This is a genomic window from Rhizomicrobium sp., from assembly GCA_037200045.1.
Classification (GTDB): Bacteria; Pseudomonadota; Alphaproteobacteria; order Micropepsales; family Micropepsaceae; genus Rhizomicrobium.
On sequence record JBBCHM010000002.1, the window covers coordinates 757344 to 770062 of the forward strand.

Consider the following 12719-nt stretch of genomic DNA (forward strand, 5'->3'; position numbering starts at 1 on the left):
CCGGTCTGCCCCGCGCGTCCGGCGCGACACGGACGATCTCGACGCCCTTGGCGGACAGCTTCGCACCATCCGCCTCGATCGTGGTGAAGACAACCGTCGGATTGCGGAAGGCTCCTTCCGCCAATTTCGCGGTCGCACTCAGCCGCAAGCGCGAGTCGAGGACCACCCGCAGGGGAGAATGGCGCTCGAGACCCCGCGATGCGGCAGGTCAGTTCCGGATCGTCGGCCAAAGCGGTGCCGATGCCCACCAGGATCGCGTCGTTGCGCGCGCGCAGGAGATGTCCGAAGCGGCGGGACTGCGGGCCGGTGATCCATTTGCTGTCGCCGGATGACGTCGCGGTCTTGCCGTCCAGACTCTGGGCGATCTTCAGCGTGACGAAAGGCCGGCCGCGCCGGATGTGGCTGAAGAAGCCTTCGAGGGCGGGCGCCGCCGCCTGTTCCTCGATCCCGACATCGACGGCGATCCCGGCCGCCGTCAGCCTGGCGATCCCTGCCCGTCCACGCGCGGATCAGGATCGCCGCAAGCGACCACCGCGCGCGCCACGCCGGCCGCGAATCAGAAGATCGGCGCAGGGGCCTCCGGTCAGCCCGATATGCGAACAGGGTTCGAGCGTCACATAGGCCGTCGCGCCGCGCGCCGCCGCGCCGGCCGCGGCAGAGCCACCGCCTCGGCGTGCGGGCGGCCGCTTCGTCGGTCCGACCGCGCGCCACGACGCTGCCGTCCGGCGCGACGAGGACGCAGCCGACCGAAGGCACCCGGCCGGTGCGGCCGACGCCGCGCGACGCCAGCGCGATGGCGTGGCGCATGTGGCGGCGGTCGGCCTCCGCCGTCATGGGTAGAACACCGAGAACAGGATGGCGGTCGCGTTGTAGGCGGCGTGCGCCGCGAAAGACGTCCGCAGCGAGCCGGTGCGCACGACCCATTGCGCCAGGATCACGCGGCCGCGAACAGCTCGGCGGTGAATACCAGACCCTGAAGGCCGGGATGGATGAAGAGATGTCCGTGCGCCAGCGCGAAGCCGAGCGCGGTGATCAGCGTGCCCAGCCACGCCCCCCGTCGCGCGCAGCGCCCAGGAGAGGAACAGGCCGCGAAAGAAATACTCCTCGACGAAGGGCGCGAACAACGCGATGACCGCGAGGGCGAGCACGAACTGGCCGGCGCCGTGCGGTTCGAGCATGCGCTCGATATCGGTCTCTTCGAACCGGATATGCAGGAAGCGCTGCAGCAGCTCGTTTCCGCCGTTGAGCAGGATCGACAAGCCGAGACCGCTCAGGACCGCCAAGACAAAGCCGGCGCGCGAACCGAAGAAAAGAAATGCGCCGTCGGCCGCTCGAACCGCCAGCGGGCCACCAGCCAGACGACGACCAGGAGGCCGACATCGCTCAGCACGATGAGCGCCTGGTTGGCCGTGAAGCTGGTGCGCAGGAAGGCGGTGAGGTTCGCGGCCGTCGGGTGGAAACCGTATCGCATCGCGATCAGGACGCCGGCGACGCCCGCCAGCGCGGCCAGCACGATGCCGGCGAAGGTCCCGCCGAAGAAGGCGATGAAGAGGTCCCACCATCGCACGCGGCCGTCGCGCCGGCTTGGCACGGGCTCTGGGACTGACGGTTCGGCCATCGGCGCTCGCGACAAGATTTTCAGGTCTTGTCGTCCCCGCCTTCGAGCTCGCCGATCAGCATCTCGAAATCCTTGGTCTCGCGAAATTCTTGTAGACCGAGGCGAAGCGCACATAGGGCCACTTTGTCGAGGCTTTGCAGGGCCTGCATGATCAGCTCGCCGATCACCGGCGACGGGATCTCGTTCTCGCCCATGCTTTCGAGCCGGCGCACGATGCCGGTGATGGTGCGGTCGATGCGCTCGCGCTCCACGGGGCGCTTGCGCAAAGCGTGGTTCATCGAGCGTTCGAGCTTCTCGCGCTCGAAGGGCTCGCGCCGCCCGTTCTTCTTCACCACGATCAATTCGCGCAGCTGGACGCGCTCGAAGGTCGTGAAGCGGCCGCCGCATTCGGGCAATGGCGCCGCCGCCGGATCGCCGAATTGTCCTCGCTCGGACGGCTGTCCTTCACCTGGGTATCGTCATGTCCGCAAAAGGGCAGCGCATGGTCGCTCTCGTTTATGGGTAGATGGGAAATCGGTGGCAAAGATCGTGCACCCGCGCCGCGACGGAGGCCTCGACCGCGACGTCTCCGCCTCGCCGTTCTTGGCGACCGCGTCGACGATCTCGACGATCAGTTTTCCGATCTCGCGGAATTCCGCCGTGCCGAAGCCGCGTGTCGTGCCGGCGGGCGTGCCGAGGCGGATGCCGGAGGTGATCGCCGGCCTTTTCGGTATCGAACGGCACGGCGTTCTTGTTGGTGGTGATCGCGGCGCGGTCCAGCGCCTTCTCGGTGTCACGGCCCTTGGCGCCCTTGGGGCGCAGGTCCACCAGCATCAGATGCGTGTCGGTGCCGCCCGAGACGATGTCGAGCCCCCGCAGCCTGCAGCGTCTCGGCGAGGACTTTCGCGTTGTCGACCACGGCCTTCGCATAGAGCTTGAATTCGGGGCGAAGGGCTTCGCCGAACGCGACTGCCTTCGCGGCGATCACGTGCATCAGAGGGCCGCCCTGCAGGCCCGGGAACACGGCGGAGTTGATCTTCTTGCCGAGCTCGGCGTCGCGCGACAGGATCATGCCGCCGCGCGGGCCGCGCAGCGTCTTATGCGTCGTCGTCGTGACGACATGGGCGTGCTCCAGCGGATTGGGATGCACGCCGCCCGCGACCAACCCGGCGAAATGCGCCATGTCCACCATCAGATAGGCGCCGACCGCGTCCGCGATGGCGCGGAAGCGCGGAAAGTCGATGATCCGCGGATAGGCCGAGCCGCCGGCGATGATGATCTTCGGCTTGTGGGCGCGAGCGAGCGCTTCGACCTCGTCCATGTCGATTCGCTGATCCTGGCGGCGCACCGTGTAGGACACCGGCTTGAACCACTTGCCGGACTGGTTGGCGGGCGCCCCATGCGTCAGATGGCCACCGGCCGCCAGATCGAGGCCCAGAAAAATATCTCCAGGTTGCATGAGGGCGAAGAACACGGCTTGGTTGGCCTGCGCGCCGGAATGCGGCTGGACGTTGACGAAGTCGCAGTCGAACAACTGCCGGGCGCGGCCGATCGCGAGTTCCTCGGCGATGTCGACGAATTCGCAGCCGCCATAGTAACGCCGACCGGGATAGCCTTCGGCGTACTTGTTGGTCAGCACCGAACCCTGAGCTTCGAGAACCGCGCGCGAGACAATGTTCTCGGACGCGATCAGCTCGATCTTCTCGCGCTGGCGGCCGAGTTCCAGCGCGATGGCGCGCGCCACATCGGGATCGGTTTCGGCCAATTTGCCGTTGAAAAAGCTTGACAATAATACTCCTGCAGCGTCGGCGACTGCCACCATTGCGACCTCGAATACCGTTGGACCTGCGGCCCCTCGGAGCCGGCTGGATACCCCTACCCCTTTACCAAATCTAGCGCCAGATCGCCCCGCCCCTCCCAGGTCTGCGACGCCTGGGCGCTGTCAGGCCGGGCGAGATGTTGGCCGCTCCAAGACTTCCCCAAGGAGAGTTGACAGCGATTTCATGACGAAGGGACGATGGGATTGCTGTCTCACAAAGACGAACGAATCGACTCAAGTCGAAACCGGCATTAACTCAAATAGAAAAGAATAAATTGCCGCAGGCAATCCACGCACACTCAAAGTAACTTGTATGTATTGATTTCGCGCCCAGACCAAGCAATACCAATACGTTGATTGAAACCCATGAGTAGAGGGTGTGTACCTATGAGTAGCGAAGACATGCCGGTCGGGCGCTCCGAAGAAATTCTGAAGCTCGCCAGCGATATCGTTGCAGCCTATGTCAGCAACAACCCCGTCGCGGTCGGGGACCTTCCCGCGATGATCAAGAGCGTCCACGCCCACCTTGGGCGGACTTTCCGGCATCGAAGGGGTTGACTTCGTCACCTCGCAGAAACCCGCGGTTCCCGTGAAGAAGTCGATCACGCCGGACTATCTGATCTGCCTGGAGGACGGCAAAAGGCTGAAGATGCTCAAGCGCTATCTGCGCTCGCGCTTCAAGCTGACGCCGGACCAGTACCGCGCCAAATGGGGCCTGCCGGCCGACTATCCGATGGTCGCCGCGAACTACGCCGCCAAGCGGTCCGAGTTCGCCAAGAAAATCGGCCTGGGCCGCACATCGCCGCCCAAGAGCCGCCGCCGGGGCTAGGTGGACGGCGGCGGTCGGGCGCCGCCGTTCTTTTTCCGCAGGACGTAATTCAGCTTGCGCAGCGCGGCGTCGGAGAGGGCTGTGCGCGATGCGCCGGCCGGCCCCATCACGCTCGCCTCGGTGCCCGTCCTGGAATCGACGGCCGTCACCTTGACCACGCTGCCCTGCACGACGAATTCAACGTAGACCGCGCCGTCTTCCGGCGGCATCAGGCGGCGCGACTCAGCCGGTGCGCCGTCCAGACCTGATCCAGCGCCTGCACCAGCGCGTCCATCATCGCGTCGCTGTGCATCGGCGAAGGCGTGAAGCGCAGCCTTTCCTTGCCGCGCGGCACGGTGGGGAAGTTGATGGGCTGCACATAGATCGCGTGATCGCGCAACAGCGCGTCGGACACCGACTTGCACAGCGCCGCGTCGCCCACGAACACCGGAACGATGTGGCTTGGCGAATCCATGACCGGCAATCCGGCCTCCGCGAACAGGCGCTTGAGCCGCGCGGCCCGCTCATGCAGGCGACCGCGCTCGACATCGCTGGCCTTCAGATGGCGGATGCTGGCGAGCACGCCGGCCGCGATCGCCGGCGCCAGCGAGGTCGTGAAGATGAAGCCGGGCGCGAAGGAACGGATGCAGTCGATGAGCTCCGACGAGGCCGCGATATAGCCGCCCATGACCCCGAACGCCTTGGCGAGCGTGCCCTCGATGATGTCGACGCGGTGCATCACCCCGTCGCGCGCCGCCACGCCGGCGCCGCGCGGACCATAGAGGCCGACGCCGTGGACTTCATCGAGATAGGTGAGGGCGCCGTATTTCTCGGCGAGGTCGCAGAAATCCGAAATCTTCCCGAAATCACCGTCCATCGAATAGACCGACTCGAAAGCGATCAGCTTGGGCGCCGCAGGATCGGCCGAAGCCAGCAGAGACTCCAGATGCTGAAGATCATTGTGGCGGAAGAGATGCTTCTCCATGCCGCCATGTTTGATGCCTTCGATCATCGAGGCGTGGTTCAACTCGTCGGAGAACACGATCAACCCGGGAAGGATCTTCCCGAGCGTGGCGAGCGTCGCGTCGTTGGAGACATAGCCGGAGGTGAAGAGCAGCGCGGCGTCCTTGCCGTGCAGGTCGGCGAGCTCGCGCTCCAGCTCGACATGGTAGTGCGTGGTGCCAGAGATGTTGCGGGTGCCGCCGGCGCCGGCGCCGGTCGCGTCGATCGCCTCGTGCATGGCGGCGAGCACGACCGGGTGCTGGCCCATGCACAGATAGTCGTTGCTGCACCACACCGTGATCGGCCGCTTGTCGGCATCGGTATAGAAATCGGCCTTGGGATAGCCGCCGCGCTGGCGCACGATGTCCGCGAAGATGCGGTAGCGCCCCTCGCGCCGCAGCCCGGCGAGCGCGTCGCGGAAGCGGGTGAGATAGGGAAACGACATATTTCCAGTCCCGTGCAACCTTACCTGGGGCCGGCCCCGGCCGGATTCAACCGGGCCGGAAGATACCCCAATCCGCCCGGTGGAGCCTATGCCTTTTGTCACATGACTGGTCCTTGAGCCACACATCATCGTGGCCGCGCGAGGCGCCGGATACCTTGATCTGGATCACCGCCCGTGGACCGGCCGGGGCGGCTAGAGGCGGAAGCGAACCTGGTCGACCCAGAATCGCTCCAGGCGCCCCATCAGGGTGTTCAGCGCGACCATCGAATCGGACGGCAGATCCGCCACCACGCCCATCGACTGCTCGTGCCGGCAAAAGAGCGCGCGCAGCGCCGCGCGCACGCCTTCGCCCTTGACCGTGAGCGACAGCCGCACCGAGCGCCGGTCGGTCTCCGACGGCTTCTGATCGACATAGCCGTGGGTGACGAGCTTCTTGAGATTGTAGGTGGCGTTCGTTCCCTGGTAGTGGCCGCGGGCGCGCAGATCGCCGGGCGCGAGGCTTTCCTCGCTGAAGTGATACAGCATGAGCGCCTGGACGCCGTTGATGTCCTGGATCTTCCGGCGATCGAGCTCGTCCTTCACCAGCTCCTGAAGGCCGCGGTGAAGCTTCTCGACAAGCTCGACGGTGCGGCCGCACCATTCGGCCTGCGGCCCGCCGAGAGGTTGGATCCGAAGGTATTGGGCGTGAGAGGCCATGGCTGGGTTCGCGTGAGACATTGCACGCGCATGCTCTACCGCCGGCCTTTCCGACGTGTTGACGAGCCCCTTCGGAAAGATACCTATAGCCGGAAGCGGACCTGGTCGATCCAGAAGCGCTCCAGACGCTTCAAGGTCACGTTCAAAAGGTCCAGATCGTTCGCCGCCACATTGCCGACCGCGTTCAGCGAGCCCAGATGACGCTCGAACAGCTCGCGCAGCGTGTCGCGCACCGCCTCGCCCTTGCGCGTCAGGCGCACCAGCACCGAACGGCGGTCGGCTTCCGAACGTTCGTGGTGGATGTAGCCGGACTCGACGAGCTTCTTGAGATTGTACGACACGTTGGAGCCCAGATAGTGGCCCCGCGTGCGCAGCTCGCCGGCGGTCAGCTCCTGGTCGCCGACATTGAACAGGAGCAGCGCCTGGACGCTGTTGATCTCCCGCTCGTCGCGGCGGTCCAGTTCGTCCTTGATCACATCGAGCAGTTGGCGATGCAGACGCTCGACCAGATTGAGCGTCTCCAGATAGTACTTCGCTTCCACGCGGGCGCTCTCGAGCACCGCGGTCTGCGGTTTCGTGAATGCTGTCATCGTCTTCCTTCCGCTTTTTGCGGAAGCCCACCTTTGTTATGCTGACAGAGTAGGAGCGATTTCTTAAAAGGCGGTAAAAACCGCCGCATTGCAGCGTATTATTGTTGCCGCGACAGCTCGCGCGCCACGATCACGCGCATGATCTCGTTGGTTCCCTCCAGGATCTGGTGCACCCGCAGGTCGCGGACATGGCGCTCGGCCGGGAAGTCCTCCAGATAGCCGTAGCCGCCGTGCAGTTGCAGCGCGTCATTGGCGATCTTGAAGCCGGTATCGGTGGCGAACCGCTTGGCCATGGCGCAGAGCATGGTGGCCGCCGGATCGCGGCGATCCAGCGCCGCCGCGGCGTTGCGGATCATCAGGCGCGACGCCTCAAGTTCCGTCGCCATGTCGGCGAGCTTGAACTGACTGGCCTGGAAATCGGCGATCGGGCGACCGAACTGTTTGCGGTCCTTGGCATAGGCGAGCGCCTCGTGGAGCGCGGCGCGCGCGGTGCCGACCGAACAGGCGCCGATATTGATGCGGCCGCCGTCCAGGCCCATCATCGCGATGCGGAAGCCCTCGCCTTCGCCGCCGATGCGGTTGGCGACGGGCACGCGGCAATCCTCGAAGATCACCTGGGCGGTGGGCTGGCTTTTCCAGCCCATCTTGCGCTCCTTCTTGCCGAAGGAAAGGCCCGGCGTGCCCTTCTCCACCACGAGGCAGGAGATGCCGCGCGGACCGTCCTCGCCCGTGCGCACCATGCAGACATAGATATCGGAGACGCCGGCGCCGGAGATGAAGGCCTTGCCGCCGTTGAGCACATAGGCATCGCCGTCCTTGACGGCGCGCGTCTTCAGCGATGCCGCGTCGGAGCCCGAGCCCGGCTCGGTCAGGCAATAGCTCGCGATCTTCTCCATCGTCGCCATCTTCGGGAGGAAGCGCTTGCGCTGCTCGTCGGTGCCGAAGCGGTCGATCATCCACGACGCCATGTTGTGGATCGAGATGAACGCGGCGGTCGAAGTGCAGCCGGCGGACAGTTCTTCCATGATGATCGCGGCGTCGAGCCGGCTCATCTCCGAGCCGCCGACGTCGGATTTCACATAGATGCCGGCAAAGCCGAGCGCCGCGGCCTCGCGCAGGGTGTCGACGGGGAAAATCTCCTTGGCGTCCCATTGCGCCGCGAAGGGGGCGAGGCGGTCCCTGGCGAAACGCCGCGCCGCGTCCTCGACCGCCCGCTGGTCTTCGTTCAGCTCGAAATCCATGGCCGCTCCCGAATGTTGGCCCAAGGATTGACCGCGCCGCGCCGCCGCGCAACCGGGTCCGCCCGGGCCGACGCCTTGCGCCGACGGGCCCAACTTGGCAAGACAGGCGCATGACCGAGGCCCGCTTTCCCGCCCTGCGCATGCGCCGCCTGCGCCGGCACGACTGGACGCGAAAGCTCGTCGCGGAGCACACGCTGTCGGCGTCGGATTTCATCTGGCCGATCTTCGTCGTCGATGGCGACAAGAAGCGCGAACCGGTTCCCTCGATGCCCGGCGTCGAGCGGCTGTCGGTGGATCAGGTCCCCGCCGCGGCGGAGGAAGCGGCCAGGCTCGGCATTCCGGTCATCGCGCTGTTCCCCTTCACCGAGGCGTCGCTCAAGACGCCGGACGGTCGCGAATGCGCCAACGCCAACAACCTCGTGTGCCGCGCCACCCGGGCGCTGAAGAAGGCGGTGCCGCAGATCGGCGTGCTGTGCGACGTGGCGCTCGATCCCTATACGAGCCACGGCCATGACGGCGTGCTGGACGGCGACAATGTCGACAACGACGCGACGCTCGAGATCCTGGTGCGCCAGGCGCTGGTCCAGGCCGAGGCCGGCTGCGACATCGTCGCGCCGTCCGACATGATGGACGGCCGCGTCGGCGCGATCCGCGCCGCGCTGGAGACCAACGGCTTCAAGGACGTCCTGATCATGGCCTATGCGGCCAAATATGCATCGGCTTTCTACGGCCCGTTCCGCGACGCGGTCGGCTCGGCCAAGGCGCTGATCGGCGACAAGCGGACCTACCAGATGGATCCGGCGAACGGCGACGAGGCCCTGCGCGAGGTCGCGCTCGACATCGCCGAGGGCGCCGACATGGTGATGGTCAAGCCGGGCATGCCCTATCTCGACCTCGTCCGCCGCGTGAAGGACGAGTTCAAGATGCCGACCTTCGCCTATCAGGTGTCGGGCGAGTATTCGATGCTGATGGCCGCCATCGAGCGCGGCTGGCTGGAGCGCGACCGCGTGATCCTGGAGAGCCTGCTCGGCTTCAAGCGCGCCGGCGCCAACGGCATTCTCACCTATTTCGCCCGCGACGCGGCGCGGCTACTCAAGGCGTACTGACGGCGCGGGCGAAACGTCATAGCCCTCCGCCCCCATGCAGGCGCGATAGGATTTGTCGAACATCGCGGCGCGCGCCTCGGACGACTCGCCGTTCACCAATCCGTGCATCGACAATTCGGTCGCCGATCTGGCGCGGCAGGATTCGCTGACCGCCGCCATGCTCTGCCGCGGCGGGCCGAAATCGAACACCCCGCAGCCCGACAGCCACAGAAGGGCGAAAGCCGCAATGGAGATTTTCCGCATGGCGGGGCTCATAAAGCATGGATATGCGCGCGTCCAGTAGAGGCGATGTAAATCGCCTCCCGGTCAACGCCTTCCACATGCTTTGGTTTACCGCGCGTATCCCACCAAAGAGGTGGGATTAACTCAATCCCGCCGGGTCGAAAACAGGCTGCGCAGGATGATTTCCGCGCGCGACGGCAGCACATCCAGTCCGGATTTGCGCTGACCCAGATCGATGACGTTTCGCAGGATTAGCATCGCCAGGCCGTGCACGGCGGCCCAGACCGCAAGTCCGAGCGCGGAATCGTGCAGCGCCGCGCCGATTTCGGCGCCGATGGCGTCGGCGGCGGTACCGAGCTCGGGAAAGGCGTCGCGGTTGGGAAGCTGCGGCCCAAACATCAGGCTGGTCAATTCGGGCCGGCGGACCACGAAGCGCATATAGGCCGCGCCGATCTTGGCGATGCGGTCGGATTCGGCGCCGGTCGAACTGCCGGCCGCCTGCAGATCGCCGCGCAGCTCGACGAAGCCTTCGATGGCGAGCTCGACTAGGAGCGATTCATGATTGGGGAAATGACGATAGGGAGCGGCATGGCTTACGCCGGCGCGGCGCGCGACGGCCCGCAGGCTGAGCTGCGCCAAGGACTCTTCTTCGAGAATCTTCCGCGCCGCGTCGAGAAGCGCGTTGCGCAGATCACCGTGATGATAGGCCCGCGTGCGCACGGGCTGCGCGACCGGATTTGTGCTGTCCATCAATCCTTCTTCCACTGTGCTTCCTGTCTCGCGAAGAGGCTGGACGTGTCCCAGCGCTTGCCGCCCATCGCCTCAACCTCCGCGTAAAACTGATCCACCAGGGATGTAACAGGAAGCGTCGTTCCGTTCCGGCGCGCCTCGTCCAGGCAGATCGCAAGGTCTTTTCGCATCCACTCTACGGCGAAACCATGTCGAAACTGTCCCAAGAGCATGGTCGCGTGGCGATTTTCCATCTGCCAGGACTGCGCCGCGCCTTTCGAAATGACCTCGACAACGGCGAGGGGATCGAGGCCCGCGGCGCGCGCGAAACTCAGTCCTTCGGACAGCGCCTGCACCAGGCCCGCGATGCAGATCTGGTTGACCATCTTGGTCAATTGTCCCGCGCCGGCTTCGCCCATCAGGCGGCATTGCCGCGCATAGGCGGCCATTACCAGCTCGCCCTTGGCATAGGCCGCGGCCGATCCGCCGCACATGATCGTCAACTGTCCGTTCTTGGCGCCCTGCTCTCCGCCGGAGACCGGCGCGTCGAGAAAATACATGCCGCGCCGCAGCGCTTCTTCCGCGAGCTCGCGCGCCAGACCGGCGGAGGCGGTGGTGTGGTCGATGAAGACCGCGTCGCGCTTCATGGTGATGAAGGCGCCGTGCCGGCCGGTGGCGACTTCGCGGACATCCGCGTCGCGGCCGACGCAGGCCAGCACGACATCGGCGTTCGCCGCGGCCTCGGCCGGCGTCGGCGCCGAGACGCCGCCGAACTCCTCGACCCAGCGCTCGGCCTTGGCGGCGGTGCGGTTGAAGACGGTCAGATCGTGGCCGGCGCGCTTGAGATGACCCGCCATCGGGTAGCCCATCACGCCGAGACCGAGGAAAGCGATGCGCATTATTCCATGACCTCCGCGGCGGGCTGTGGCGCGCCCGACTGGAACGTCGGACGCTTCATCAGCCAGATGATCAGAATGGTCGGCAGGCTGACATAGAACATGAACAGGAAATCGTTCTGGAAGCCGAACACCTGCGCCCGGTATTCGATCATGTTGTTCAGGTTGGCAAGCCCGAACGGGATCTGCGGGCTCATCATCAGCGACGGACCGTTGACGCCCAGCGCGCGATTGAATGTCGAGGCGTATTGGCCCATCGCCGCATGCGCGGCCTGGACGCTGTCTCCCAGCACCGAGGTCGTCACGCTGACGCCGATGGCGCTGCCGACATTGCGCATCAGATTGGTCAGCGCCGTGCCGTCGGTGCGGTACTGCGCCCCGAGCGTCGCGAAGGCGGTGAGATTCATCGGCACGAAGACCAGGCCCATGCCGAGACCCTGGATGAACGTCACCCAGATCAGCGTCCAATCGTCGATCTGCGGCGTCCAGCCGGCCATGTCCCACATCGACCAGGACAGCATGCCGGCGCCGATCGTCATGAGAAGACGTGGATCGACGCGCAGCGCGACGCGGCCGGCGAACATCATGGCGAACATCGTGCCGAAGCCGCGCGGCGCCATCAGCATGCCGGTCTGGTAGACGCTGTAGCCGGCGAGATTTTGCAGGAACGGCGGCAGCAACGCCGAACTCGCGAGCAAGACGGCGCCGAGCGCGAACATCAGCACAAGGCCGAACAGGAAGTTGCGGTCGGCGAATATTCCCGGCGGGATGAACGGCTTGGAGGCCGTCAGCATGTGCGCGAGGAAGAGATAGATGCCGATGCCGGCGATCAGCGCCTCCAGGATGATCTCGCCCGAGCCGAACCAGCCCTGGTCGGTGCCGCGATCCAGCACGAGCTGGAGGGAAGCCAGCCCCACGGCGAGCGCGCCGAAACCGAACCAGTCGAAGCGCAAACCCTGATCGTGGGGACTGTCCTTGAAGAACAGCCAGATGCCGGTGACGGCGGCGACGCCGAACGGCACGTTGACGTAGAACACCCAGCGCCAGCTATAGGCCTCGGTCAGATAACCGCCGAGCGTCGGGCCCAGGATCGGGCCGAGCATCACGCCCATGCCCCAGATCGCCATGATGTTGCCGCGCTTGTGCGGCGGAAACAGATCGAGCATCACCGCCTGGCTGAGCGGCGACAGCGCCGCGCCGAAGCATCCCTGCAGCAGGCGGAACAGGACCATCTGTTCGAGCGACTGCGCCGCGCCGCACATCATCGAGGTGATGGTGAATCCGGCCAGCGAGACCAGGAGGAAGTTGCGCTTGCCGAAGCGCGAGGCGATCCAGCCGACCGGCGCGGTCATGATCGCGGCCGCGACGATGTAGGAGGTCAGCACCCAGGTGATCTGGTCGCGCGACGCCGACAATTCGCCCTGCATATAGGGCAGCGCGACATTGGCGATCGTCGAGTCGAGGGCCTGCATCAGCGTGCCGGCCATCGAGGCGGCCAGCACGATCCACAGCTCTACCTTGTTCTCGTAGGAGTCGGCGGTATGGATGGTCGCTGCATGCGCCGACAT

The 12719-nt window shown here is 65.7% G+C and carries 16 protein-coding genes and 1 pseudogene; 3 read left to right on the forward strand and 14 right to left on the reverse strand.

The features are described 5' to 3' along the window. Positions 1-47: 47 nt before the first annotated feature. Complete coding sequence (locus WDM86_18640; GenBank protein MEI9992042.1) at positions 48-332, forward strand: hypothetical protein; 285 nt, start codon at positions 48-50, stop codon at positions 330-332. A 498-nt stretch (positions 333-830) separates the two neighbouring features. Here WDM86_18640 and WDM86_18645 read toward each other — a convergent pair whose 3' ends face one another. From WDM86_18645 to glyA, 5 genes are all read right to left on the reverse strand, one after another. Beyond that, positions 831-1283, reverse strand: a complete 453-nt coding sequence (locus WDM86_18645) for a CPBP family intramembrane glutamic endopeptidase (GenBank protein ID MEI9992043.1) — start codon at positions 1281-1283, stop codon at positions 831-833. Then, the gene (locus WDM86_18650; protein ID MEI9992044.1) at positions 1271-1567 is read right to left on the reverse strand and encodes a hypothetical protein; all 297 of its coding nucleotides are present in this window, start codon (positions 1565-1567) and stop codon (positions 1271-1273) included. The genes WDM86_18645 and WDM86_18650 overlap by 13 nt, the downstream gene beginning before the upstream one ends. Positions 1568-1638: 71 nt before the next feature. Next, entirely contained in the window at positions 1639-2013 is a 375-nt protein-coding gene (locus tag WDM86_18655; GenBank protein ID MEI9992045.1) for an ATP cone domain-containing protein, read from the reverse strand. Between the two features lie 100 nt (positions 2014-2113). Further along, positions 2114-2431, reverse strand: a complete 318-nt coding sequence (locus WDM86_18660) for a hypothetical protein (protein MEI9992046.1) — start codon at positions 2429-2431, stop codon at positions 2114-2116. Beyond that, positions 2391-3386, reverse strand: a complete 996-nt coding sequence (gene glyA, locus WDM86_18665) for a serine hydroxymethyltransferase (GenBank protein MEI9992047.1) — start codon at positions 3384-3386, stop codon at positions 2391-2393. Before glyA ends, WDM86_18660 begins: the two co-directional genes overlap by 41 nt. Before the next feature lie 417 nt (positions 3387-3803). Here glyA and WDM86_18670 point away from each other — a divergent pair. After that, positions 3804-4245, forward strand: a pseudogene (locus WDM86_18670) (MucR family transcriptional regulator). On the opposite strand, the gene WDM86_18675 reads toward WDM86_18670, so the two are convergent. The 5 genes from WDM86_18675 to WDM86_18695 all read right to left on the reverse strand — a co-directional run bounded on the left by WDM86_18675 (position 4242) and on the right by WDM86_18695 (position 8198). Beyond that, positions 4242-4454 (reverse strand): hypothetical protein, encoded by a 213-nt coding sequence (locus WDM86_18675; GenBank protein ID MEI9992048.1) that lies wholly within the window; start codon positions 4452-4454, stop codon positions 4242-4244. The pseudogene WDM86_18670 and the gene WDM86_18675 sit on opposite strands and share 4 nt — an antisense overlap. After that, positions 4454-5671, reverse strand: coding sequence for a 5-aminolevulinate synthase (gene hemA, locus WDM86_18680; protein MEI9992049.1), 1218 nt, complete (start codon positions 5669-5671; stop codon positions 4454-4456). Before hemA ends, WDM86_18675 begins: the two co-directional genes overlap by 1 nt. 192 nt (positions 5672-5863) lie before the next feature. Beyond that, positions 5864-6367, reverse strand: a complete 504-nt coding sequence (locus tag WDM86_18685; GenBank protein MEI9992050.1) for a winged helix DNA-binding protein — start codon at positions 6365-6367, stop codon at positions 5864-5866. Between the two features lie 83 nt (positions 6368-6450). Then, entirely contained in the window at positions 6451-6957 is a 507-nt protein-coding gene (locus WDM86_18690) for a winged helix DNA-binding protein (protein ID MEI9992051.1), read from the reverse strand. 98 nt (positions 6958-7055) lie between these two features. Then, on the reverse strand, positions 7056-8198 hold the full coding sequence (locus WDM86_18695; GenBank protein MEI9992052.1) for an isobutyryl-CoA dehydrogenase: 1143 nt from the start codon (positions 8196-8198) through the stop codon (positions 7056-7058). A gap of 110 nt (positions 8199-8308) precedes the next feature. Here WDM86_18695 and hemB point away from each other — a divergent pair, with 110 nt between their 5' ends. Continuing rightward, a complete protein-coding gene (hemB, locus tag WDM86_18700; GenBank protein MEI9992053.1) occupies positions 8309-9304 on the forward strand; it encodes a porphobilinogen synthase in 996 nt (331 codons plus the stop codon). Here the strand turns inward: hemB and WDM86_18705 are convergent. The 4 genes from WDM86_18705 to WDM86_18720 all read right to left on the reverse strand — a co-directional run bounded on the left by WDM86_18705 (position 9287) and on the right by WDM86_18720 (position 12719). Then, positions 9287-9547 (reverse strand): hypothetical protein, encoded by a 261-nt coding sequence (locus tag WDM86_18705; GenBank protein MEI9992054.1) that lies wholly within the window; start codon positions 9545-9547, stop codon positions 9287-9289. The two genes, hemB and WDM86_18705, sit on opposite strands and share 18 nt — an antisense overlap. A 123-nt stretch (positions 9548-9670) precedes the next feature. Then, entirely contained in the window at positions 9671-10276 is a 606-nt protein-coding gene (locus WDM86_18710) for a TetR family transcriptional regulator (protein MEI9992055.1), read from the reverse strand. Continuing rightward, positions 10276-11154 carry an NAD(P)-dependent oxidoreductase gene (locus WDM86_18715; protein ID MEI9992056.1) on the reverse strand — a complete coding sequence of 293 codons (879 nt, stop codon included), beginning with the start codon at positions 11152-11154 and terminating at the stop codon, positions 10276-10278. The genes WDM86_18710 and WDM86_18715 overlap by 1 nt, the downstream gene beginning before the upstream one ends. Continuing rightward, complete coding sequence (locus WDM86_18720) at positions 11154-12719, reverse strand: DHA2 family efflux MFS transporter permease subunit (protein ID MEI9992057.1); 1566 nt, start codon at positions 12717-12719, stop codon at positions 11154-11156. The genes WDM86_18715 and WDM86_18720 overlap by 1 nt, the downstream gene beginning before the upstream one ends.